Consider the following 22,707-nt stretch of genomic DNA (forward strand, 5'->3'; position numbering starts at 1 on the left):
CATCGCTGAGGTCGCTGGGGTAAGATCGTCTAAGAGTCACCCCTTAAGGATACCACCCTTTTACGACAGCCTCTTAGACGGCCTGGTGGAGGAACTAAGGCGAAGAGAGCCCCTCCTCTTCCTAGACCACGGCCAAAAGCCCCTCTAGCGCCCGCCCCAGGCGCCGCACGCCCTCTTGGATCCCTTCCCGGTCCAAGGTGGCGTAGGAGAGCCTCAGGGTGTTCTCCCCGCCTCCATTGGCGAAGAAGGGGCTTCCCGGCACGAAGGCCACGTTCTCCTCGAGGGCCCTTTGGAAGAGGGCCTCGGCGGAAAGCCCTTGGGGAAGCTCCATCCACACGAACATTCCCCCCCTGGGCCGGGTAAAGCGCACCTCCTTCGGCATCTCCCGGTCTAGGGCCTGGAGCATGGCCTCCGCCTTCTGCCGGTAGGTCCTGCGGATGAGCGCCAGCCTGGCCTCAAAGCCCTCCTTCACCAGCTCGTGCACCAGGATCTGGTTCAGGACGGGGGTGTGCAGGTCCGTTCCCTGCTTGGCCTGGACCAGCTTCTGCAGGGCCTCCGGGTGGGCCACGGCGAAGGCCACCCGCAGGCCGGGGGCGAGGATTTTGGAAAAGCTTCCCAGGTAGATGACCCCGGGATACCCCGCCTCCCGGGCAAGCTCAAAGAGGCTTGGGAGGCGCGCCTCCCCGAAATAGAGCTCCCGGTAGGCGTCGTCCTCCACCACCACTAGGCCCCGCTCCATCACCATCTCCAAGAGCCTTTCCCGGGCAGGGAGGGGCGTGAGGCCCCCCGTGGGGTTCTGGAAGGAGGGGATGAGGTAGAGGAAGCGGGGGCGCTCCCGCTTGAGGACCTCTTCCAGAGCGGCAAGGTCCGGACCCTCTTCCCCGGCGGGCACGGTGAGGAAGCGGGGTCCGTACGCCCGGAAGGCCTGGATGGCCCCCATGTAGCTAGGGGCCTCCAGGAGGACCGGGGCCCCTTCGTCCAGGAAGACCTTGCCGAGAAGGTCCAGGCCTTGTTGGCTTCCCGTGGTGATGAGGACCTCTTCCGGGGTCACCCCAAGCCACCCCGCCACGAAGGCCCTTAAAGGAGCGTAGCCCTCGGTAGGGCCGTACTGCAGGGCCACATTGCCCCTTTCCCTAAGGATCCTGGCCGCAAGCTCCGCCGCCTCCTCCTTAGGGAAGAGCTCCGGGGCGGGTAGCCCCCCGGCGAAGCTCAGGACCCCGGGGCGCTGGGTGAGCTTGAGGAGCTCGCGGATGGTGGAGGCCTGGAGGCGCTTTGCCCGCTGACCAAAAAGGGTACTCCACTCCAGGGTTTTCACCGCACCATTTTACCCCCGAGCGTGAACCCCTCAGGGAAAGAGCTTACGGTAGGCTTCCAGGGCGTAGCGGTCGGTCATCCCAGCCAGGTAGTCGCACACCGCCCGCTCCACCCCCTCTTCCTCCAGCCGACTTTGCACGCCCTTGGGGAGGAGCCGGGGGTTCTGGGTATAGGTGTGGAAGAGCTCCACCAGGACGGTTTCCGCCTTGCGCCTTTCCCTCAGGACCTCCGGGTGGTGGTAGAGCCTCTCCATGAGGAAGGCTTTGAGCTCCCGGTGGGCCTTTTCCGCCCCCGGGGAAAGGGCGGCGAGGCGTTTTGGGTGCTGGCGCACGGCCTCGGCGCTTTCCACCCCGGCCTCCTCCACCCGGCGGTGGGTAGCCAGGGTGGCCTCGGTGATGAGGTAGCCCAAAAGCTGGCGCACCAGCACCCTCCGGCCGAGCTCGCCAAGCCTTTCCAGGTCCAGGCCCTCCTCCCGGGCCAGGTCCTGGAGGAGGGGCACCTCGGCGAGCTCTCCCGGGGCGAGGAGCCCCGAGCGGAGGCCGTCGTCCAGGTCGTGGGCGGCGTAGGCGATGGCGTCGGAGAGGTCCACCACCTGGGCCTCGAGGGTCCCCTGCCCCTCGTAGAGGGGCTTGAAGCCCGGGGCGTAGCGGGTCTCGTGGGTGGCGATGCCCTCCAGCACCTCGTGGGTGAGGTTGAGCCCCCGGAAGCCGGGGTAGCGCTCCTCCAGGTGGGTGAGGATCCTTAGGGCCTGGGCGTTGTGCTCAAAGCCGCCGTGGCCCTGCATGAGGCGGTCTAAGACCTGCTCCCCGGTGTGGCCGAAGGGGGGGTGGCCCAGGTCGTGGGAGAGGGCGATGGCCTCGGTGAGGTCCTCGTTGAGGCCGAGGGCCCGGGCGATGGACCGGGAGACCTGGACCACCTCCAGGGTGTGGGTGAGGCGGGTGCGGTAGTAGTCCCCGGCCCAGTTGGGGAAGACCTGGGTCTTGTACTCCAGGCGGCGGAAGGCGGTGGTGTGGAGGACGCGGTCCCGGTCCTTCTGGTAGGGGGTGCGGTAGGGGCTTTCGGGCTCGGGGTGGGCCCGCCCCCGGGTGTCCTTGGCCTTTTGGGCGTAGGGGGCGAGGCGCTCCTCCAGCTCCAGAAGCCTTTCCCGGGGGAAGAGCATCTAGACCCTCTTGAAGAGGAGGACGGCGTTCTGCCCGCCGAAGGCGAAGGAGTTGGAGAGGGCGTAGTCCACCCGGGCCTCCCGCGGCTCGGGGACGAAGTCCAGGTCCAGCTCGGGGTCGGGGTCCTCGAGGTTCAGGGTGGGGGGAATGACCCCGTGGTAGAGGGCCTGCACCGTGGCGATGGCCTCCACCGCCCCCGCCGCCCCGAGGAGGTGGCCGATCATGCTCTTGGTGCTGGAGACCATGAGCCTCTTGGCGTGCTCCCCGAAGACCCGCTTGATGGCCAGGACCTCCGCCCGGTCCCCCACGGGGGTGGAGGTGCCGTGGGCGTTGATGTAGCCCACCTGCTCGGGGGCGATGCCCGCGTCCTTCAGGGCCCTGGCCATGGCCAAGGCCGCCCCCTTCCCCTCGGGGTGGGGCTCGGTGATGTGGTGGGCGTCGGCGCTCCGGCCGAAGCCCAAAAGCTCGGCGTAGATGCGGGCGCCCCGCCTCTTGGCGTGCTCGTACTCTTCCAGCACCAAGACCCCCGCCCCCTCCCCCATGACGAAGCCGTCCCGGGAGAGGGTGAAGGGGCGGCTCGCCTTGTGGGGCTCCTCGTTCCGGGTGGAAAGCGCCCGCATCACCGCGAAGGCCCCGATGGCCATGGGGGTGATGGCGGCCTCGGTCCCCCCGGCCAGCACCACGTCCGCCTCCCCCAGCTGGATCATGCGCAGGGCGTTTCCCAGGGCGTCCGAGCCCGTGGCGCAGGCGGTGACGGCGGTGGAGGAGGGCCCCATGAAGCCGTAGCGCATGGCGATGTGGGCCGAGGCCATGTTGGCGATCATCATGGGGATGAAGAAGGGGCTGATGCGGTTTGGACCTCGCTCCAGGAAGACCTTGCTCTGGGCCTCCCAGGTCTCCATCCCCCCGATCCCCGTGCCCACCAGGGTGCCCACCCGCTCGGGGTCAAGCTCCTCGGGCTTGAGCCCCGCGTCCTCCAGGGCCAGGTGGGCGGCGATGAGGGCGTACTGGACGAAGCGGTCCAAGCGCCTGAGCTCCCTCCGGTCAATGTAGGCCCCGGGGTCCACCTCCACCTCGGCGGCGATGCGCACGGGGAGGGCCGAGGCGTCAAAGCGGGTGATGGGCCTGACCCCGCTTTTTCCCGCAAGCTGGGCTTTGTGGAAAGCTTCCTGTCCCACCCCGATGGGGGTGAGGGCCCCTAGGCCGGTGACCACCACGCGTCGCATGGGGGTAGTATACCCGGGACCCCCTAGGGGAAAGGGAAGGCGGGGCTCCTTGCGCCCCGCCCTTGCCCAGGGCCCGGCTAGCCCAGCTTGGCCTTGATGTGCTCCACCGCGTCCTTGACGGTGCGGATCTTCTCGGCCTCCTCGTCGGAGATCTCCAGGCCGAACTCGTCTTCCAGGCCCATGATGAGCTCCACCGTGTCCAGGCTGTCCGCCCCCAGGTCCTCAATGAAGCGGGCCTCGAGGGTCACCTTCTCCGGCTCCACCTGGAGCTTGTCCGCGATAACCGCCTTCACCTTTTCAAAGATCTCCTGCTCCGTCATGGAAAACCTCCTTTGGGGATTCTAGCACGAAGCCTCAGTGGGGGGTGAGCCCCCCGTCCACGCAGAGGGTCTGGCCGTTGATGTAGCCCGCCTTCTCCGAGACGAGGAAGGCCACGGCCTCGGCCACCTCCTCGGGCTTGCCGAAGCGCCCGGCGGGGATCTCTTTCAGGTAGGCCTCCTTCACCTCCTGGGGAAGCTTTTCCGTCATCTCGGTCTCAATGAAGCCCGGGGCCACGGCGTTCACCGTGATCCCCCTTTGGGCGTACTCCTTGGCCACCGCCCGGGTGAAGCCGATGAGGCCCGCCTTGGAGGCCACGTAGTTGGCCTGGCCCGGGTTGCCTAAGATCCCCACCACGCTGGTGATATTTACGATGCGCCCGAAGCGGGCCTTCATCATGAGCTTCACCGCCTCCCTTGTGGTGCGGAAGGCGGCGGAGAGGTTGGCCTCGAGGACCGCCTCCCAGTCCTCGTCCTTCATGCGCACGAGGAGGGTGTCCCGGGTGATGCCGGCGTTGTTCACCAGGGTGTCCAGGCCCCCGAGGGCCTCCGCCGCCTGGTGGACGAGGGCCGTGGCCGCCTCCGCCTCCAGGAGGTTCGCCTCGAGGACCGCCACCAGGGGGCTTCCCCGTTTCCGCGCCTCCTCCGCCACCTCCTGGGCCAGCTCCCGGTTCTTCCCGTAGTGGATGGCCAGGGCGAAGCCGTCCTCCGCGAGCCTCAAGGCGATGGCCCGGCCGATGCCGCGGCTTGCTCCGGTGATGAGGGCCTTACGCATGCGCCACCTCCAGCGCCTTCCTTAGGCTTTCCGGGTCCTGGACGCTAAGGGCCTCCGCCTCCTTCAGGGTGCGGAGGACGAGGCCCTTGAGCACCTCCCCGCTTCCAAACTCCAGGAAGCGCTTTAGGCCCCTCGCTTCCATGTCCCTTAGGATCTCCACCCAGCGCACCGGGGCGGTGATCTGCTCCAGGAGGAGGGCCCGGATCCTTTCCGGGTCCTCCTCGGTCCTGGCGGTGACGTTGGAGTAGACGGGGAAGCGGGGCCTCTTGAGCCGAACTTTTTCCAGGTCCTGGGCGAGCCTCTTCCGGGCCTCGGCCATGAGGGAGGAGTGGAAGGGGGCGGAAACGGGCAGGAAGACCACCCGGGCCCGCTTTTCCTTAAGCCTTTCCGCCGCCTGCTCCACCGCCTCTTTCCTTCCCGAGATCACCGTCTGCTCCGGGGCGTTGAGGTTGGCGATCTCCACCCCCTCAAGGCCCTCCAGGGCCTTCTTGATCTCCTCCAGGGGAAGCTTCAGCACCGCGGCCATGGCCCCTTCCCCCGGGGGGACGGCCTCCTGCATGTACCGCCCCCTTAGGCGCACGAGCCTCAGGGCCTCCTCCAGCTCCAGGGTGCCCGCGGCCACGTGGGCCGTCCACTCCCCCAGGGAGTGCCCGGCGGCGAGGGCGGGGGGCTTCCCGCCCGCCTCCAGAAAGGCCCGGTAGGCGGCGTAGCCCACGGCGAGGAGGGCGGGCTGCTGGTTCTCCGTGAGGGTGAGGGCCTCCTCGGGGCCCTCCCACATGAGCCTAAGGAGGCCCGGCAGAGCGGCCTCGGCCCGGTCCAGCACTTCCTTCGCGGCGGGGGAGGTTTCGTAGAGGGCCTTCCCCATCCCCACCCGCTGGGAGCCCTGCCCGGGGAAGAGGGCGGCGTACATCAGGCCCCTCCCCAGGTGAGGACGGCGGCGGCCCAGGTGAGGCCCGCCCCGAAGGAGACCAGAAGGACGTGGTCCCCCTCCTGGATGCGCCCCGCGTCCACCGCCTCCTTGAGGGCCAAGGGGATGGAGGCCGTGGAGGTGTTGCCGTAGCGGTCCACGTTCACCACCACCCTTTCCCAGGGGAGGCCCAGGCGCTCCCGGGCGGCGTCAATGATCCGGAGGTTCGCCTGGTGGGGGACGAAGACCTTGATGTCCTCCGGGGTGAGGCCCGCCTTCTCTATGGCCTCGAGGGTGGCGGTGTTCATCACCCGCACGGCGAACTTGAAGACCTCCCGCCCGTTCATGTAGAGGCGGTTTTTCATGGAGGTGCCGTCGGGAAGCCTCGGGGCCACGCAGGCGTGGAAGAGCTCCTTGCCTCCCGTGCCGTCCGCCCCCAGGACGAAGGACTTGAAGCCGAAGCCCTCCCGCACCCGGCCCACCACCGCGGCCCCGCCCCCGTCGCCGAAGAGGACGGCGGTGGCCCGGTCGTTCCAGTCAATGATCTTGGAGAGGGCCTCCGCCCCCACGGCGAGCACCTTCCGGGCGAGCCCCGCCTCCACCAGGGCGTGGGCCTGGGCCAGGGCGTAGATCCATCCGGGGCAGCCCGCGAGGAGGTCGTAGGCGAAGGCCCTGAGGCCGAAGCGGGCCTGCACCAGGGCAGCGGTGTCGGGGAAGAGGGCGTCCGGGGTGTTGGTGGCCACGATGACGGCGTCCACCCCCTCGAGGGCCCCCGGGTGCCTCCTTAGGAGGTCCTCTACCGCCCTAAAGGCCAGGTCCGAGGTGTACTCGTCCTCGGCGGCGATGCGCCTTTCCTTGATCCCGGTGCGGGTCACGATCCACTCGTCGGAGGTGTCCAGGTAGGCCTCAAAGTCCTCGTTTTTCATGACCCTCTGGGGCACATGGGCCCCTAAGGCCAAGATGCCGCTCATGCCTGACCTCCCGTCATGGGCCCCACTATACCCGGGACCCCGGAAAAAGTTAAAGCCCCGGGGGCCGGGGCCTCGCGATCCTGAGAGAGGCTAGACCTCCAGGACCTTGCGGCCGTCGTAGTAGCCGCACTCAGGGCAGACGGTGTGGGGGGGCCTCATCGCCTTACACTCGGGGCAGGGAACCAGGGTGGGGGGGGTGAGGGCATGGTGGCTCCTGCGGGCGTCGCGCCGCGCCTTAGAGGTCTTCTTCTTGGGTACCGGGTGCTTGGCCATCTCCCATCCTCCGCGCGGGGCTTTGGGCCCCGCTAAACCCTTGGTAGTATAGCAGAAGGGCTAGAGTTCGGGAAGGAGGTCCTTTAGGTCCAGGAGGGGATGGGGGGTCTCCACCTCGTGGCCGCAGTCCACCAAGTTGCGGTCGGCTCCGCACACCGGGCAGAGCCCCTTGCACCCCTCCTCGCAGAGCACGGTGTAGGGCATCTCGCTCACGAAGGCCTCGGTGAGGAAGGGGAGGAGGTCCAGGTCGGGCTCGCCGAAGGCGTAGTACTCGTCCTCGTCCTCCTCGTGGAAGACCATCTCGGGAAGCCCCGGCTCGTAGCGGAGGAGGTGCTGGAAGTGGGCGTGCACGTGGGTGGGGGTGGGCTTGAGGCAACGGCGGCACTCCATGAGGACCACCCCCTCCACCTCCCCGGAGAGCCAGTACTCGTTCCCGCCCACGCTGGAGACCGCCACCTTCCAGGTGGCTTCCCCTTCCAAGGGGAACCGCTCCTCCCCCACCCAGAAGGCTTCCCGCACCGCGCCGGAGGCCTTGACGGTGCCCCCGTCCTTGAGGAGGCGGGCCAGGTTGATGCTTGCCACCTCGCGGTAGTCCATCCCAACCAGTATAGCCCCTCTCCCCGCCTTTTCCTAGGGCATAAACTTCCCGAGCAGCGCATAGGCCTTTCTGCTACCCTCAGGCCCATGGAGCGCGTGGCCGTTTTGGGCGTGCCCATGGATCTGGGGGCGGGGAGGCGGGGAGTGGACATGGGGCCTTCCGCCTTGCGCTACGCCCGGCTTCTGGAGGAGCTGGAGGCCTTTGGCCTGGCGGTGGAGGACCTGGGGAACGTGCGGGTTCCCCTGGCCGAGACCTTGAGGGAGAAAAAGGGGCCCTACTTGGAAGAGATCCGCCAAGCGGCCCTAGAGCTACGGGACCGTCTCAGGGGCCTTTCCGAGGGGGTGTTCCCCATCGTCCTCGGGGGGGACCACTCCCTTTCCATGGGCTCGGTCTCCGGGGCGGTCAGGGGGCGGACGGGGGTCATCTGGGTGGACGCCCACGCCGACTTCAACACCCCCGAGACCAGCCCCTCCGGCAACATCCACGGCATGCCCTTGGCGGTGCTTTGCGGTCTGGGCCACCCGCGGCTTACCGAGGCCTTTCGGGCGGTGGACCCGAAGGACGTGGTGCTGATTGGGGTGCGGAGCCTGGACCCGGGGGAGAAGCGCCTCCTTAAGGAGATGGGGGTCCGGGTGTACACCATGCACGAGGTGGACCGCTTGGGCGTGGCCCGCATCGCCGAGGAGGCCCTGGCCTACTTGGAGGGGCTTTCCCTGCACGTTTCCCTGGACGCGGACGTCCTGGACCCCACCTTGGCCCCGGGGGTGGGAACCCCGGTGCCCGGAGGGCTCACCTACCGGGAGGCCCACCTCCTTATGGAAGTGTTGGCCCAGTCTGGGCGGGTGCGAAGCCTGGACCTGGTGGAGGTGAACCCCATCCTGGACGAAAAGAACCGCACCGCAGAGATGATGGTGGGGCTTGCCTTGAGCCTTCTCGGGAAGCGGATCCTCTAGCCCCGGGGAAACCCCTGGCGGACCCTCCTCCCCAAGGCGAGGCCTTGGGCGAAGGCCCCTTGCAGGGAAGGGTAGGGGGGGAGGCGCTTGCGGTGGAGGAGGGGCTCGAGGGCCTCCCGGGCCCACTCGCTCACCAGGAGGGGAAAGTCTAGGCCCGTTTCCAGGAAGTACCCCTCCGCCTCCCGCCAGGCTCCCTCGAGGCGGCGGAAGAGGGCCTCGGGGTCTTTGGGAGGCGGGGCCTCGGGCCAGAGGAAGCCGCTGGCCACGCCGAGAAGCCAGCTTCCCCTGAGTTCCCAGCTCCACGCCTCGCTCCCCAGGCGCACGTAGGCCAGGGGGTCCCTGCGCAGAAGGGCCTTGGGGAGATGGGCCAGCGGATCTTCCATGCCCTTGCCTTTACTTTAGGGTCGCGGGTCTCTTAAAGGCAAGGGGAGCCGCTATCTCAGGGCCCCATTCTTCCCCATGCTGGCTTGGGCCAGCATGGGGTGAGGCTACTGGCCCGCCGCCAAGGCGGGGAGGACGCTTCCCGGAAGAAGGCCAAGGAGAAGGAGGGCCAGGGCCACCAGGAGGGCCACGCCCCGGGCCAGGGGCCTGGGGGCCACCCCGGCCTCCCCCCGCCCGAAGACGGAAAGCCCCAAGGCCAGGTAGTAGTAGGCGCTTATGGCGCTCGTGACCAGGGCCAGGACCAGGAGCCCCCACTTTCCCGCCCTGGCCGCCTCGGCGAAGACCAGGTACTTGCCCCAAAAGCCCGCCAGGGGGGGGAGGCCCAGGAGGGAGAGGGCGGCGAGGAAGAGGGCGAGGCCCAGAAGGGGGTCCCGGTGGAAGAGGCCCCTTAGGGCCTCCAGGGGCACCCGGTCGGGGGAGACCTCGGAGAGCACGGCGAAGGCCAGGCCCGTGGCCAGGACGTAGGTGAGGAGGTAGAAGCCCAGGGCCTGGGCGTTCCCGGTGTAGAGGGCCAGGGCCATGTACCCGGCGTGGGCGATGGAGCTGTAGGCGAGAAGCCTTTTGGTTTCCTTCTGAGCCAAAGCGGCCAGGTTTCCCACCACCACGGAGAGGGCGATGAGGAAGGCGAGGGCGTCGGGGGCCCCGGGGGCCGCCACCCGGAGGAGGGCGGCGAAGGCCGCGGCCTTCACCGAGGTGGCCATGAAGAGGACCACCGGGGTGGGGCTTCCCTGGTAGACGTCCGGGGTCCAGAAGTGGAAGGGGGCGAGGGCCACCTTGAAGCCGAGGCCCACCAGGAGGAGGCCCAGGGCCAGGGCGTAGAGGGGCCCCTTCCCCGGCGTGCCCGCGAGGAAGCTCCCCGTGGCCCCGTAGTGGAGGGCCGCCCCGTAGAGGAAGAAGGCGGCGGCCAAAGCCCCCAGGAGGAAGTACTTGAGGGCGGCCTCGAGGCCCTGCCCCCTTCTCCAGGTGGCGAGGGCGTAGAGGGGAAGGGAGAGGGCCTCGAGGGCCACGAGCAGGAGGATGAGGTTCTTGGTGGAGGCCAGGAGGTGCATCCCGAAGGCGGCGTAGAGCACCAGGAGGTAGAACTCAAACCGCCGCGAGCGCACAAGGCCCAGGGTCCAGAGGGCCCCAAGCAGGGCGAGGAGGGTGAAGACCTGGGAGACGCCGTCCACCTGGTAGGGCCCGAAGGCGAAGGGCTTCCCCCAGGTGAAGAGGAGGGAGAGGAGGGCAAGGCTTAAGCCCAGGATGGTGAGCCGCTTGAAGAGGGCCACGGGAACGAAGAAGCCCAGGAGGGTGAGGGCTACCGAGAACAAGGTGAAGACCAAGAGGGTCATGCGCCACCTCCGAGAACCTTGGCGAAGGCTTCCGCCAGGGGCCTAAGGCCCTGGAGGAAGTACCCGGGGAAGACCCCCATGAGGAGGAGGGCCGCCACCACGAGGAGGGCGAAGCTCCACTCGTCCCCCTTCAGGTCTTCCACGCTCCGGTTTCCTTCCTCCCAGAAGGTCTTCTGGAAGGCGGTGAGGGCGTAGGCCGCGGAGGCGATCACCGAGAGGAAGGCCAAGGCGGCAAGCCAGGGACTGGCCTTATAGGCTCCGAGGAGGGTTAGAAACTCCCCGGGGAAGCCGGAAAGCCCGGGGAGCCCCACCATGGCGAGGAAGAGGAAGAGGAAGAGGGCGGCCAGGCCCGGGGCGCTTTGCGCCAGGCCCCGGTAGCGCCCGATCTCCAGGGTGTGGAGCCTCGCGTAGAGTTGCCCGAAAAGGAGGAAAAGCCCCCCGGTGTAGACGCCGCTCGCCGCGAGGAGGTAAAGGCCCCCAAGGGCCCCTTCCGGCGTGCCCGAGAAGACTCCCAAGGCCGCTACTCCCATGTGGGAAAGCCCGGCGTAGGCCAGGAGGGTCTTGGCCTCCTTGGCGGCGAAGGCCACCCAGGCCCCGTAGAGGGCGGAGAGGGCGGCGAGGAAGAGGAGGAGGCCCTGGACTTGGGCGAAGCCCTCGGGGGCCAGGGGGATGGCGTAGCGGAAGAAGGCGAAGACCCCTACCTTGTAGAGGGTGCCGAGGGCATCGGCGAGCCCCGAGGGGTGGTTCTCCCGGTGGAAGAGGGGGAGCCAGGCGTGCACGGGGAAGAGGGGCGTCTTGATGGCGAAGGCCAGGGCGAAGCCCAGGAAGACCCAGAAGGCGGCCTCTCCCCGCACGGGGTGGGCGAGGAGGTCCTGGAGGAGGAAGGTGGGGCTGCCCCCCAGGGCCTTCGCCGCCAGGATGGCGGCCAGCATGGGAAGGCTTCCCGCCAGGGTGAAGAGGAGGAAGGTGTAAAGGGCCCGGAGGCGCCCTTCCCCCCCGTAAAGGAGAAGCATGAGGAGGGCGGGGATGAGGGCGGCCTCAAAGAAGACGTAGAAGACGAGGAGATCCCGGGCGGCGAAGAGACCCAAAAGAAGCCCCTCCATGAGGAGGGCGAGGCCCAAGAAGCGCCCCTCCACCCTCGCCGCCAAAGCCCCCAGGAAGACGGTGAGGGCGATGGTGAGGAAGAAGAGGGCGGAAAGCCCGTCCAGGCCGAAGGCCCAGTACACCCCCGCCCCGGGGAGGAGGGGGGCCTGGAAGGCGTGGGCCACCCCGCCCGGGTGGGTCAGGAAGAGGTAGAGGTTGAGAAGGAGGGAAAGCCCCGCCCCCAGGACCCCTAAGGTCCGGGGAAGGCCCAGAAGAAGGAGGATTCCAACGAGGATGGGTAAAAGGATCGCCAGGACTACCACCGCATCACCCCCAAGAGGACCAAGGCGCCCAGCACGAAGAGCAGGGCGTAGAGCCTGAGGTACCCCGTCTGCAGGCGGCCTAAGGTCTGGCCCAGGCCCCGCACCCCATCCCCTAGGCCAAAGTACCCCCGAAGGAGGCCGGCGTCCCCGTAGAAGAGGGCCTCCGCCAGGGCCTTCAAGGGGTTCACGATGAGGGCGTTGTAGGCCCGGTCCACGTAGAAGGCCTCCCGGCTCGCCGCCTCAAAGGCCAGATACCAGGCGGGGAAGGCCTTGCGCTGGAAGAAGACGAAGCCCGCCCAAAGCCCCAAAAGGGCCACCGCCGCCGAGAGGGCGATGAGGCCCCACTCCGCCCCAAGGGAAAGATGGTGGGCCTCCACCTCGGCCAGGGCGGGCTTCAAAAAGGGTTCCAGAACGTTGGGCAGGGGGTGGGGCAGGGCGAGGTACCCGGCGAGAACCGCCCCTAAGGCGAGGAGGTGGTTGGGCCAGAGCATCACCGGCGGGGCCTCGTGGGGGTGGTGGTGGCCCCGTTCCTCCCCCAGGAAGACCAGGACGAACCAGCGCATGGCGTACATGGCGGTGAGGACGGCCACGAGGAGCGCCCCCACGTAGAACCCCACCCCGCCGAAGGGGTAGGTGAGGGTGGCGGCGAGGATGGCGTCCTTGGAGAAGAAGCCGGAGAGCAGGGGAAGGCCGCCTAAGGCCAAGGCCCCGATGAGGGCGTGGTAGCGGGTCATGGGCAGGTGCTTCCAGAGGCCGCCCATCTTCCGCACGTCCTGCTCGCCCCCCAGGGCGTGGATCACGCTCCCCGAGGCCAGGAAGAGGAGGGCCTTGAAGAAGGCGTGGGTGAAGACGTGGAAGAGGGCGGCCCAGTAGGCCCCCACCCCCGCCGCCAGGAACATGTACCCGAGCTGGCTGATGGTGGAGTAGGCGACGATTTTCTTGATATCGGTCTGGCCGAAGGCGGATAGCGCCCCATAGGCCGCGGTGAGGAGGCCGATCACGGCGATGGCGTAGGAGACGTCGGGGAGGGCGCTGTAGAGGAAAGAGCTTCGGGCGATGAGGTAGACCCCCGCCGTCACCATGGTGGCCGCGTGGATCAGGGCGGAAACCGGGGTGGGGCCGGCCATGGCGTCGGGGAGCCAGACCATAAGGGGGATCTGGGCGCTCTTGCCCACGGCCCCGAGGAAGAGGAGGAGGCCCGCCAGGGCGAGGAGGCTAGGGTTCCTCAGGGGGCCTTCCAGGGCCTCTCTAAGCTCGCTGATGGAGAGGGTGCCGTAGAGGGCAAAGAGGATGGCCATGCCCAGCATGAAGCCCAGATCGCCGATGCGGTTCACGATGAAGGCCTTGCGGGCGCTGTCGGCGTACTGGGGGTTCTGGTACCAGAAGCCGATGAGGAGGAAGCTCGCCAGGCCCACCCCTTCCCAGCCGATGAACATCACCGGGTAGCTGTCGGCGAGGACCAGGGTGAGCATCATGGCGATGAAGAGGTTGAAGTAGGCGAAGAAGCGGCTGTAGCCGGGGTCCCCCGCCATGTAGCCGATGGCGTAGACGTGGATGAGGAAGCCCACCCCGGTGACGATGAGGAGCATGAAGCCGGAGAGGGGGTCCAGAAGGAGGCTGAAGGGGATGCCGGGAAGCCACTCCGCCTGGAAGCGGGCCCCTCCCGAGAGGAGAAGCCCCGCCCCCAGGAGGAAGGAGGCCAGGACGAGCCCCGAGGCGATGACCCCGGGGAGGGGCTCCCGCATCCTTTTGCCGAAAAGCCCCATGAGGGCGAAGCCCAAGAGGGGCAGGAGGATGGTGAAAAGAAGCGCCATGCTCACCCCCTAAGCTCGGAGAGGTCGTCCACCGCGGTGCTCTCCCGGTGGCGGAAGATGGCCACGATGAGGCCGAGGCCCACCGCCACCTCGGCGGCGGCGATGGCGATGACCATGAGGGCGGCCACCTGGCCCTCGAGCCCATAGGCCCGGGCGAAGCCCACCAGGGAGAGGTTGGCCGCGTTCAGCATAAGCTCTATGGAAAGGAAGACCAAAATGGCGGTCCTCCGGGTGAGGACCCCGTAGACCCCGAGGGCGAAGAGGAGGGCGGAGGCGAGGAGGAAGCTCACCGCGCCACCTCCTTCTCCCGCTCCTCCCGGGGCAGGGCGTCCAGGGGGCGGGAGGGCTCTACCAGGGCCACGGCCACCACCGTGGCCACCATGAGGAGGAAGCCCACGGCGAGGAGCACCAAAAGCCAGTCCCCATAGAGGAGGGGCCCCAGGGTCTGGGGAAGCCCGCCCTTAAGGTCCTGGGTGAAGGCGAGCTTTAGCCCCCAAAGCCCCGAAAGGAGAACCCCCGCCACCCCCAAGGCGAGGAGGGCGGCGAGGGGCTTGGAGCGCACCAGGGGGTCAAACCCGATCTCCCCCTGGGCGGCGAAGAGGAGCATGATGACGAAGAGGAAGAGGACCACGATGGCCCCGGCGTAGACGATGACCTGGATGAAGCCCAAAAAGCGGGCGTCCAGGGCCACGTAGACCCCGGCGAGAACGAGGAAGTTGAAGATCAGGGCCAAGGCGGCGTGGATGGCGTTCCTAAGGGTGACCACCAGCATCCCGCTTGCGAGGAGCAGGGCCACCGCTAGGCCTTCTAGGAGGCTCACGGCTTCCTCCTTTCCGTGGGGGCTTGGAAGCCCTCCAGCTCGGGCCGCACGTAGGGCACCACGTAGCCGGGCTTGACCGCCTTGCCCGTGATCTTGGCCTCCCGGCGCTGGGGCTTGGTGCCCACCACGTCCACCAGCATGTCCTCCTTGCCGTAGACGAGGTCGGAGTACTGGTAGTCCGCCATCTCAAAGTCGTACCCCAAGACGATGGCCCCCGTGGGGCAGGCCTCCTCGCAGAGGCCGCAGAAGATGCACCGGAGCATGTTGATCTCGTAGACCTTGGCGTACCGCTCCCCCGCCGAGACCGGGTTTTCCGGGTCGTTCTCCGCCGGCTCCACGTAGATGGCGTAGGCGGGGCAGGCGGCGGCGCAGAGGGAGCAGCCGATGCACTTCTCCAGCCCGTTCGGGTGCCTCGTGAGGACGTGCCGCCCGTGGAAGCGGGGCTTCAGGGCCACGGGGGCGTCGGGGTAGGGGACGGTCACCGGCTTGGAGAAGAGGTACTTGAGGGTAATGCCGAGGCTTTGGGCGAGGGCCTTCAGGGTCATGCGCCACCTCCTTTGCGGGCGGGCTTAGGGGAGTAGAGGACCGCTCCGAGAAGCCCCAGGAAGCTCAGGGCGGAGAGGTAGAGGAGGTAGGTCCTGGGGAGGTCCAGGGCCACCACGAGGGCGGTGACCAGGAACCAGAGAAGGGCCAAGGGGAAGAGGAAGCCCCAGCCGAAGCGGAGGAGCTGGTCGTAGCGCAGGCGGAACCAGGTGGCCCGGATCCAGATGAAGAGGAAGAGGAAGAAGGCGATTTTGAGGAACATCCAGAGGTAGGGGACCTCGAGGACGGGCATGGTCCAGCCGCCCAGGAAGAGGGTGGGGATGAGGGCGCTGGCGGTGATGAGGTGGATGTACTCCGCCATCTGGAAGAGGGCCCACTTGATGGAGCTGTACTCCGTGTGGTAGCCGCCCACCAGCTCCTGCTCCGCCTCGGGGAGGTCAAAGGGGGTGCGGGCGGCCTCGGCCAGGGCGGCGGTGGCGTAGAGCAAGAAGGCGGGGAAGGCGTAGAGGAAGAGCCAGCCGTGCGCCTTCTGCCAGTTCACGATCTCGTTCAGGTTGAGGCTCCCCACCAGAAGCACCGGGGAGAGAAGGGCGAGGCCGAGGCCGAGCTCGTAGGAGATGAGGCTCGCCGAGGAGCGAAGGGACCCGAGGAGGCTATATTTGCTTCCCGAGGCCCAGCCCGCCAGGAAGATGCCGTAGATGGCCATCTCGCTCACGGCGAAGAGGTAGAGGAGGCCCAGGTCCAGGTTGAGCACCCAAGGTTGGTAGCCGAGGAAGCTCCCCGGCGGGCCGAAGGGGATGGCCCCAAAGGCCAGGAGGGCGAAGACCACGCTGATGAGGGGGGCCAGAACGAAGAGGACCTTGTCGGCCCGCTCCACCACCAGGTCTTCCTTGAAGATGCTCTTGATGGCGTCGGCGAGGGGCTGGAGGAGGCCCATGGGCCCCACCCGGTTCGGGCCCAGGCGCACCTGGAAGCGGGCGAGGAGCCTCCGCTCCACTAGGGTCATGAAGGCGAAGGCGGTGAGGAGGCCCACCACCACCAAAAGGGCCTTCAGGGCCACCATCCAGTAAGGGTCAAGGGAGTGGCTCACGCTTCACCTCCTGCGGGAACCAGAACCCGGCCCTCCACGAGGAGGCCCGCCGCGGGCCCCAGGGCCGAGAGGTAGAGGAAGCCCTGGGGGAGGTCCTCCCGGTGGACCACCCGGGCCTCGAGGCGGCCGAAGGGGGTCTCCACGGCCACCTGGGCCCCCTCGGGGAGGAGCTCCGCCCGGGCCGTCTCCGGGTGGGCCCAAAGCTCGGGGCTCGCCGCTTCCCGGGCCTTGCCCACGGCCTGGTGGGCCTTCCACATGCTGGGCCGGAGGTAGAGCTGGCCCCCTCGGGCCTTGGGCCTAAGGGTCCGGGTGCGGAAGGCGAGGAGGCCCATGGGCCCCGGGACCCCCCTCTTCCTGAGCTCCCGCTCGGCCTCGAGGTGAAGCCGGAAGGGGGGCCTCACCCCCAGGGCCTCGGCCAGGAGGGCGAGGACCTGGAGGGCGCCCTCCGCCTCCCCGTTCTCTATGGGGGCGGGGGCAAGGGGGAGGACCCGGCCCTCCAGGTTCACCAGGTGCCCCCGCTTCTCGTAGGGGGTGGGGGCGGGGAGGACCACGTGGGCGTACCGCTCCGCCAGGGGGTGGAGGTGGCTTAGGTGCATGACCACGAAGCGCTTCCCCTTAAGGGCCCCTTCCGGGGGCACGAAGCCAAAGTAGGCGTAGAGGGCCCCGGGCTCGTCCCAGGCGGCGCCCCTTTCCCCGGGGAAGACCCCCATGGCCTCGAGGCCCCGGGCGTTCGCCGCCGGGGTCATGGCGAGGACCCTGGCCCCTTTGCGCTCGGCGAGGAGGCGGGCCCTTTCCGCGGCCACGGCGTCCTGGAGCACCCCCGCCCCCAGGATGAGGACCGGGTTTTGCGCCCTTTCCCAGGCCTCCTTCGCCTTCTGCACCACCTCGCTTCCCTCCTTCTCCCCGAGGAGGGCGAGGAGGATCTCCCGCTCCTCCCCGGGCCTGTGGACCTCGTGGAGGGCGGCCCACTTCATGAGGGGCGCCCGGTAGGGGGCGAAGAGGGCCATCTTTTCCGCGCGGCGGGGCATCCTCTCCTTGATGGAGAGGTCGGCGAAGGGGGTGCCGTGGGCGAAGCGCTGAGGGGGCTTGAGGTCCCGCACGAACTCGGAAAGCCTGAGGTGGAGGATGGGGGCCTCCTCCGTGGGGTCCCCGAGGACCAGGGCGAAGTCCGCCCGCAGGAGGTCCTCCAGGGTGGCCGCCGGGAAGAGGCTCGCCGGGGCGGCGGTGCGGCCCTGGAAGTCCAGGTGGGGGGTCTTGAGGGCCTTGGCGAGCTCGGAGGCCAGGAGGCCCTCCTCGAGGGTGGCGTCGTGGGCCAGGTAAAGCCCCACCTCCTCGCCCCGCGCCTCCTTCAGGCCCTCCTTGAGGGCCAGGAAAGCCTCCTCCCAGGTGGCCTCCACGAGGCTTCCCCCCTTCCGCACCAAGGGGGTCTTGAGGCGGTCCTGGTCCGCCCACTCGTGGCCGAAGCGGCCCGCGTCGCAAAGCCAGATCTCGTTGACCTCGGGCACCTCTCGGGCCCGGACCCTCAAGAGCTCCCCGCTACGGGTGTCGGCGGTGATCCCACACCCCACCGCGCAGAGGGTGCAGGTGGTGGGCGTCTCCTCCATCTCCCAGTTCCGGGCGCGGAAGCGGGCGGTGAGGTCCAGAAGGGCCCCCACCGGGCAGATGTCCGTGATGTTCCCGGAAAAGCCCGAGGGGAGACCGAAGTCCATGGTGCCGATGAAGGTGTGCACGCCCCTTTCTATGAAGTCCAGGACCTCGTCCCCGGGGACCTCCTCAAAGTAGCGCACGCACCTTTTGCAGTGGATGCACCGCTCCCGATCCAGGACCACGAAGGGGGAGAGGGGGTGGTGCTTGTCCACGTGGCGGCGGGTGAACTCAAAGCGGGTGTAGACGGGAAGGGAGAGGGGGTCCTTCTGGTAGTACTTCTCGTAGAGCCCGTACTCCACGGTGCGGTCCTGGAGCTCGCAGGCCCCGCCCTTGTCGCAGGTGGGGCAGTCCAGGGGGTGGTTGAGGAGGGTGAACTCCACCATCCCCGCCTGGGCCTCCCGCACCACCTCGGAAAGGGTGTCCACCACCATCCCGTCCGCCACCGCGGTCACGCAGCTTGCGGCGAGCTTGGGCTGCCACTGGATCTCGGGCTCGCCCCGTTCGTTGAGGAGGGGCTTCCCGTCGGGGCCCTTTTTGGGGAGGCCGATCCGCACCAAACACATGCGGCAGGCCCCGATGGGGGAGAGGTGCTTTTCCGAGCAGAAGAGGGGCACGTCGTACCCCGCGTGGAACACCGCGTCCATGACGCTCGTCCCCGGGGGCACCTCCACCAGGCGGTCGTTGACCTTGACCCTTACCATGTCACCTCCAAAGCGTGGGCCTGGGTACGGGGCGCTTCTCCCGCGCCAGGGCCAGGTACTGGTCCTTGAAGTGCTTCAGAGAGCCCTTCACCGGCCACACCGCCGCGTCGGCCAAGGGGCAGAAGCTCCGCCCCTCAATGAGGGGGAGGAGGGCCTCGAGGTTCTCCACGTCCTTCTCCTCCCCCTCGCCCCGGCCGATCTTGGCGAAGAGGTTCACCATGAACCCCGCCACGCCCTCGCGGCAGGGGGTGCACTTGCCGCAGGACTCGTGGGCGTAGAAGCGGGTGAGGTTCCACATGGCGTCCACCATGCTCACCCGCTCGGGGATGAGGATCACGCCCCCCGTCCCCAGCATGGAGCCCTGGGCCTGAAGCCCCTCGTAGCTCATGGGGGTGTCCAGGACCTCCTCGGTGAAGGGCAAAGGCGGGGTGGAGGACCCCCCGGGGATGATGGCCTGGATGGGCTCCAGGGGCCCTCCGGCCCACTCGTAGATGAGCTCGCGGAAGGTGGTGCCCATGGGAAGCTCGTAAACCCCAGGGCGCTTCACCGGCCCCGAGACCTGGTAGAGCTTCATCCCCTTGGACCCCTCCGTGCCCATCTGGGCGAACCAGTCCGCCCCCCGCTCCATGATGGGCACCACCGCGGCCAGGGTCTCCACGTTGTTGATGGTGGTGGGCTTGCCCCAAAGGCCTGCCTGGGCGGGGAAGGGGGGCTTGAGGCGGGGGTTGGCCCTCAGGCCCTCGAGGGAGTTCATGAGGGCCGTCTCCTCCCCGCAGATGTAGGCCCCGGCCCCCCGGTGGACGTGGAGGTCAAAGGAGAAGTCCGTGCCGAAGAGGTTCTTCCCCAGGTAGCCCCGGGCCCGGGCCTCCTTTATGGCCTGCTCCAACCTGTCCGCCGCCCTCCGGTACTCCCCCCGGACGTAGATGTAGCCCACCGTGGCCCGGATGGCGTACCCGGCGAGGATCATCCCCTCAATGAGGAGGTGGGGGACGTCCTCCAGGATGTAGCGGTCCTTGAAGCTCCCGGGCTCGGACTCGTCGGCGTTGCAGATGAGGTAGTGCTGCTTCCCGTCCTTGGGCATGAAGCTCCACTTGACCCCCGTGGGGAAGCCCGCCCCGCCCCGGCCCCGTAGCCCGGAGCGCTTCACCTCCTCTATGACCTCGTCCGGGGTCTTTTCCTTGAGGACCCGCTTCGCCGTCTCGTACCCCCCGTGCCGGAGGTAGTAGTCCAGGGTCCAGGACCCCTCCTTCCCCACGTGGGCGTAGAGGGTCCTCTGGAACCTGGGGTCCAGTCCGGAAAGAATGGGCCCGGTCATCCCTCCACCTCGTGCACGTGGTGGCCGCACTTGCCGGGAAGCTCAATCTCCTCAAGCCGCTTCCCCGCCCTAAGGCCCGCAAGAAGGGCCTCAAGCCTCGCCCGGGTCACGCACTCCACGTAGGGCTCGTCGTTCACCTGGATCACGGGGGCGGTGTGGCAACTGCCCAGGCACTCCACCTTCTGCACGCTGAAAAGCCCGTCCGGGGTCACCTCCCCGGGGCCGATCCCTAAGGTTTCTGTGAGGTAGTCCCAAAGCTCCTCCGCCCCGGCGAGCTTGCAGCTTAAGGTGGCGCAGACCTGGAGGTGGTACTTCCCGGTGGGCACGAACTGGTAGTAGGAGTAGAAGCTCGCCACCCCCAGGACCTCGGTGGGCGTGGTGCCCACCAGGCGGGCGATCTCCTCTATGCGCTCGGGCCGGATCCAGCCCTCCTCCTGCTGCACCCGCCGGAGAAGGGGCATAAGGGCGGCGCGGCGCCCTTCCGGCGGGTACTTGGCGAAGGTCTCCTCCAGGAAGTCCTGCTTGTCGTCAAAGAAGCCCATCTTCCCTCCCTAGCGGTCCACGTCCCCCATCACGGGGTCCAGGCTGGCGATGATGGCCACCATGTCCGGCACCTGCTCCCCCTTGCAGGCGTAGGGGAGGCTTTGCAGGTTGACGAAGCTCGGGGCCCGCACCTTGACCCGGTAGGGCATGGAGCCGCCGTCGGAGACGATGTAGTAGCCGAGCTCCCCCCGGGCCGACTCCGTGGGCACGTAGACCTCCCCCTTGGAGGGGTGGAAGCCCTCGGTGTAGTGCTTGAAGTGGTAGATGACCGCCTCCATGGAGGTCTCCAGGAGGTGGCGGGGGGGCGGGGTGATCTTGGGGTTGGGGTCGCGGATGGGGCCCGGTTCCAAGCGCTCCAGGGCCTGCTTGAGGATCTTCACCGACTCCCGCATCTCCCGGATGCGGACCATCATCCGGTCAAACACGTCTCCCTTTTCCCCCAGGGGCACGTCAAAGCTGTAGGTCTCGTAGCCCGAGTAGGGGTAGGCCTTGCGCACGTCGTAGTTCACCCCGCTCGCCCGCAAAGACCCCCCGGTGAGGCCGAGATGGATGGCCACCTCGGGCGGGATCACCCCCACGCCCCGGGCCCTCTCGTAGAAGATGGGGCTTTCGGCGAAGAGGGCCTCGTACTCGTCAATGCGGTGGGGCATGACCTCCAGGAACTTCCTGAGCTCGGGGACGAACTCCTCCGGCAGGTCCTCCTTCACCCCGCCGATGCGGATGTAGTTGTGGTGGAAGCGTTGGCCCGTGACCCACTCAAAGAGGTCCAGGATGGCCTCCCGCTCCCGGAAGGCGTAGAAGAAGGGGGTGAGGGCCCCGAGGTCCAAAAGCCCCGTCCCCAGGAAGACCAGGTGGCTCGCCAGGCGGGAGAGCTCGTTGAGGATGACCCTTATGGTCTCCGCCCGGGGCGGCACCACCGCCCCCACCAGCTTCTCCACCGCCAGGGCGTAGGCCAGGTCGTGGGCGAAGGAGTGGAGGTAGTCCATCCGGGGGGTGTAGGTGAGGTTCTGGAGGTAGGTGCGGTGCTCCATGGTCTTCTCAAAGCCCGTGTGGAGGTAGCCGATGTGGGGCACCACCTCCAAGACCTCCTCCCCGGAGAGGGTCACCACCAGGCGGAGCACCCCGTGGGTGGAGGGGTGCTGGGGGCCCACGTTCAGGGTCATGACCTCGGTGCGGAGCTCCCGGGGCTCCTCCAGGGGGGCGTCCAGCTCCAGGTAGTCTTTCATCTGACCTCCTTGGCCTTCATTAGGTCGGCCCAGAGGGCGCGGTAGCCCTTGCGGCTCCCGCCCTTGTAAAAGGTGAGGCCGGGGTCCTTGCCGGTTAAGGCGGCGCGAAACTCCGCCGGGATGATGTAGCGCCCCTCGCGGAAGAGGGTGGGGGTTTCGCCCAGGGGGAAGTCCTTGCGCAAGGGGTGGCCCTCGAGGTCCTCCGGGGTGAGGATCTTGCGGAGGTCGGGGTGGCCCTCAAAGACGATGCCGAAGAGGTCGTAGACCTCCCTTTCCAGGAAGTTCGCGCTCCCCCAGAGGTCGGTCACCGTGGGGAGCCTGGGGTCCTTCTCGGGGACAAAGACCCGGGCGAAGAAGCGGCTCCCGTCCCCATCCCTGTAGCCCGGCAGGGAGACCAGCTCGTAGACCACGGCGAAGCGCTCGGGGCGGGGGTCGGGGTACTCCAGGTAGTCTATCCCCACGATGTCCGCCAGGTAGTTGAAGCCCATCTCCTTGTACCGGGCCATCTCCTCCTTGAAGCCCTCCCTCGGCAGGACCACCCAGAGGTTGCCGAGGCCGTTGTCCTCAATGGGGTACCCCTTGGCCCGGGCCTCCTCCAAGACGCGTTCAAGCCGCATGCCTCACCCCCTCGCCCGCCGCCAGGCGGCCACGGGCGGAAGCTTCCGGCCGCTTTCGTCGTAGGCCTCGCCCCGCACCTTCTTCTGGAGCTGCATCACCGCGTAGATGAGGGCCTCGGGCCTCGGGGGGCAGCCGGGGACGTAGACGTCCACCGGCACCACGGAGTCCACGTTCTGCACGATGGCGTAGTTGTTGAACATCCCCCCCGAGCTCGCGCAGGCCCCCATGGAGATCACCCACTTGGGGTCGGGCATCTGCTCCCAGACCCGGCGCATCACCGGGGCCATCTTCTTGGAAAGCCTCCCGGCCACGATCATCACGTCCGCCTGGCGCGGGCTTGCCCGGAAGACCTCGCTCCCGAAGCGGGCCAGGTCGTTGCGGGCGTCGGTGGAGGCCATCATCTCGATGGCGCAGCAGGCGAGGCCGAAGGTGGCGGGCCACAAGGAGTTGCTCCGCCCCCAGGCCACGAGCTTCTCCAGGGTGGTGAAGAGGATCCCCTCCCTTTCTAGCTCCTGCACGTCCCGCTCAAAAAGGTCCTTCAGCGCCACCGCATCACCCCCTTCCACCACTCGTAGAGGAAGCCCACGAAGAGGAGGAGGGTGAAGGCCAGGACCCCGAGGAAGCCGTAGAGGCCAAGCCCGCCCGCGCTCACCGCGTAGGGCCAGAGGAAGGCCACCTCCACGTCAAAGAGGATGAAGAGCATGGCCACCACGTAAAA

General features: G+C 68.1%; 25 protein-coding genes. 1 reads left to right on the forward strand and 24 read right to left on the reverse strand.

Annotated elements, in window-relative coordinates; translation table 11 throughout:
- Positions 1-121: 121 nt before the first annotated feature.
- The 9 genes from lysN to AC01Y6_RS03135 all read right to left on the reverse strand — a co-directional run bounded on the left by lysN (position 122) and on the right by AC01Y6_RS03135 (position 7,540).
- Positions 122-1,315, reverse strand: a complete 1,194-nt coding sequence (gene lysN / locus AC01Y6_RS03095; protein WP_476670175.1) for a 2-aminoadipate transaminase — start codon at positions 1,313-1,315, stop codon at positions 122-124.
- A 30-nt stretch (positions 1,316-1,345) separates the two neighbouring features.
- Positions 1,346-2,473 carry a deoxyguanosinetriphosphate triphosphohydrolase gene (locus tag AC01Y6_RS03100; protein WP_476670176.1) on the reverse strand — a complete coding sequence of 376 codons (1,128 nt, stop codon included), beginning with the start codon at positions 2,471-2,473 and terminating at the stop codon, positions 1,346-1,348.
- Positions 2,474-3,700, reverse strand: coding sequence for a beta-ketoacyl-ACP synthase II (fabF, locus tag AC01Y6_RS03105; RefSeq protein ID WP_476670178.1), 1,227 nt, complete (start codon positions 3,698-3,700; stop codon positions 2,474-2,476).
- A gap of 77 nt (positions 3,701-3,777) precedes the next feature.
- A complete protein-coding gene (gene acpP, locus AC01Y6_RS03110) occupies positions 3,778-4,020 on the reverse strand; it encodes an acyl carrier protein (protein ID WP_347240743.1) in 243 nt (80 codons plus the stop codon).
- A 34-nt stretch (positions 4,021-4,054) separates the two neighbouring features.
- Positions 4,055-4,792 carry a 3-oxoacyl-[acyl-carrier-protein] reductase gene (gene fabG, locus AC01Y6_RS03115; RefSeq protein WP_347240744.1) on the reverse strand — a complete coding sequence of 246 codons (738 nt, stop codon included), beginning with the start codon at positions 4,790-4,792 and terminating at the stop codon, positions 4,055-4,057.
- The gene (gene fabD, locus AC01Y6_RS03120) at positions 4,785-5,702 is read right to left on the reverse strand and encodes an ACP S-malonyltransferase (protein WP_428722316.1); all 918 of its coding nucleotides are present in this window, start codon (positions 5,700-5,702) and stop codon (positions 4,785-4,787) included. The genes fabG and fabD overlap by 8 nt, the downstream gene beginning before the upstream one ends.
- Entirely contained in the window at positions 5,702-6,670 is a 969-nt protein-coding gene (locus AC01Y6_RS03125; RefSeq protein ID WP_347240746.1) for a beta-ketoacyl-ACP synthase III, read from the reverse strand. The genes fabD and AC01Y6_RS03125 overlap by 1 nt, the downstream gene beginning before the upstream one ends.
- 90 nt (positions 6,671-6,760) lie before the next feature.
- On the reverse strand, positions 6,761-6,943 hold the full coding sequence (gene rpmF, locus AC01Y6_RS03130; RefSeq protein ID WP_014515146.1) for a 50S ribosomal protein L32: 183 nt from the start codon (positions 6,941-6,943) through the stop codon (positions 6,761-6,763).
- Positions 6,944-7,003: 60 nt separating this feature from the next.
- Positions 7,004-7,540, reverse strand: a complete 537-nt coding sequence (locus tag AC01Y6_RS03135; protein ID WP_347240747.1) for a YceD family protein — start codon at positions 7,538-7,540, stop codon at positions 7,004-7,006.
- Between the two features lie 87 nt (positions 7,541-7,627).
- Between AC01Y6_RS03135 and rocF the strand changes: the two genes are divergently transcribed.
- On the forward strand, positions 7,628-8,494 hold the full coding sequence (gene rocF, locus AC01Y6_RS03140) for an arginase (RefSeq protein ID WP_428719814.1): 867 nt from the start codon (positions 7,628-7,630) through the stop codon (positions 8,492-8,494).
- On the opposite strand, the gene AC01Y6_RS03145 is transcribed toward rocF, so the two are convergent.
- The 15 genes from AC01Y6_RS03145 to AC01Y6_RS03215 form a co-directional block, all read right to left on the reverse strand.
- Positions 8,491-8,877 carry a hypothetical protein gene (locus tag AC01Y6_RS03145; RefSeq protein ID WP_428716064.1) on the reverse strand — a complete coding sequence of 129 codons (387 nt, stop codon included), beginning with the start codon at positions 8,875-8,877 and terminating at the stop codon, positions 8,491-8,493. The genes rocF and AC01Y6_RS03145 overlap by 4 nt on opposite strands.
- A gap of 105 nt (positions 8,878-8,982) precedes the next feature.
- Positions 8,983-10,266, reverse strand: coding sequence for an NADH-quinone oxidoreductase subunit N (locus tag AC01Y6_RS03150; protein ID WP_476670181.1), 1,284 nt, complete (start codon positions 10,264-10,266; stop codon positions 8,983-8,985).
- Positions 10,263-11,672: a complex I subunit 4 family protein gene (locus tag AC01Y6_RS03155; protein WP_476670182.1), complete on the reverse strand. Its 1,410-nt coding sequence runs from the start codon at positions 11,670-11,672 to the stop codon at positions 10,263-10,265. Before AC01Y6_RS03155 ends, AC01Y6_RS03150 begins: the two co-directional genes overlap by 4 nt.
- Entirely contained in the window at positions 11,666-13,486 is a 1,821-nt protein-coding gene (gene nuoL, locus AC01Y6_RS03160) for an NADH-quinone oxidoreductase subunit L (RefSeq protein WP_476670184.1), read from the reverse strand. The genes AC01Y6_RS03155 and nuoL overlap by 7 nt, the downstream gene beginning before the upstream one ends.
- A 2-nt stretch (positions 13,487-13,488) precedes the next feature.
- Positions 13,489-13,776, reverse strand: coding sequence for an NADH-quinone oxidoreductase subunit NuoK (gene nuoK / locus AC01Y6_RS03165; protein WP_347241574.1), 288 nt, complete (start codon positions 13,774-13,776; stop codon positions 13,489-13,491).
- Positions 13,773-14,306 carry an NADH-quinone oxidoreductase subunit J family protein gene (locus AC01Y6_RS03170; RefSeq protein WP_476670185.1) on the reverse strand — a complete coding sequence of 178 codons (534 nt, stop codon included), beginning with the start codon at positions 14,304-14,306 and terminating at the stop codon, positions 13,773-13,775. The genes nuoK and AC01Y6_RS03170 overlap by 4 nt, the downstream gene beginning before the upstream one ends.
- The gene (gene nuoI / locus AC01Y6_RS03175; protein ID WP_347241572.1) at positions 14,303-14,851 is read right to left on the reverse strand and encodes an NADH-quinone oxidoreductase subunit NuoI; all 549 of its coding nucleotides are present in this window, start codon (positions 14,849-14,851) and stop codon (positions 14,303-14,305) included. Before nuoI ends, AC01Y6_RS03170 begins: the two co-directional genes overlap by 4 nt.
- The gene (gene nuoH / locus AC01Y6_RS03180) at positions 14,848-15,912 is read right to left on the reverse strand and encodes an NADH-quinone oxidoreductase subunit NuoH (protein WP_476670231.1); all 1,065 of its coding nucleotides are present in this window, start codon (positions 15,910-15,912) and stop codon (positions 14,848-14,850) included. The genes nuoI and nuoH overlap by 4 nt, the downstream gene beginning before the upstream one ends.
- A 23-nt stretch (positions 15,913-15,935) precedes the next feature.
- Positions 15,936-18,287 carry an NADH-quinone oxidoreductase subunit NuoG gene (nuoG, locus tag AC01Y6_RS03185; RefSeq protein ID WP_476670187.1) on the reverse strand — a complete coding sequence of 784 codons (2,352 nt, stop codon included), beginning with the start codon at positions 18,285-18,287 and terminating at the stop codon, positions 15,936-15,938.
- A gap of 1 nt (position 18,288) precedes the next feature.
- Positions 18,289-19,602 (reverse strand): NADH-quinone oxidoreductase subunit NuoF, encoded by a 1,314-nt coding sequence (nuoF, locus tag AC01Y6_RS03190; RefSeq protein ID WP_347241570.1) that lies wholly within the window; start codon positions 19,600-19,602, stop codon positions 18,289-18,291.
- Complete coding sequence (gene nuoE, locus AC01Y6_RS03195) at positions 19,599-20,144, reverse strand: NADH-quinone oxidoreductase subunit NuoE (RefSeq protein ID WP_428716070.1); 546 nt, start codon at positions 20,142-20,144, stop codon at positions 19,599-19,601. The genes nuoF and nuoE overlap by 4 nt, the downstream gene beginning before the upstream one ends.
- A gap of 9 nt (positions 20,145-20,153) precedes the next feature.
- Positions 20,154-21,371, reverse strand: coding sequence for an NADH dehydrogenase (quinone) subunit D (gene nuoD, locus AC01Y6_RS03200; protein WP_476670190.1), 1,218 nt, complete (start codon positions 21,369-21,371; stop codon positions 20,154-20,156).
- Positions 21,368-21,988: an NADH-quinone oxidoreductase subunit C gene (locus tag AC01Y6_RS03205; RefSeq protein WP_476670192.1), complete on the reverse strand. Its 621-nt coding sequence runs from the start codon at positions 21,986-21,988 to the stop codon at positions 21,368-21,370. Before AC01Y6_RS03205 ends, nuoD begins: the two co-directional genes overlap by 4 nt.
- A 3-nt stretch (positions 21,989-21,991) precedes the next feature.
- Positions 21,992-22,537, reverse strand: coding sequence for a NuoB/complex I 20 kDa subunit family protein (locus AC01Y6_RS03210; protein WP_347241566.1), 546 nt, complete (start codon positions 22,535-22,537; stop codon positions 21,992-21,994).
- The coding region (locus AC01Y6_RS03215) for an NADH-quinone oxidoreductase subunit A (RefSeq protein WP_476670193.1) at positions 22,528-22,707 on the reverse strand (180 nt) is incomplete at its 5' end. The genes AC01Y6_RS03215 and AC01Y6_RS03210, both read right to left, overlap by 10 nt.

This window comes from Thermus sp., from assembly GCF_056332225.1.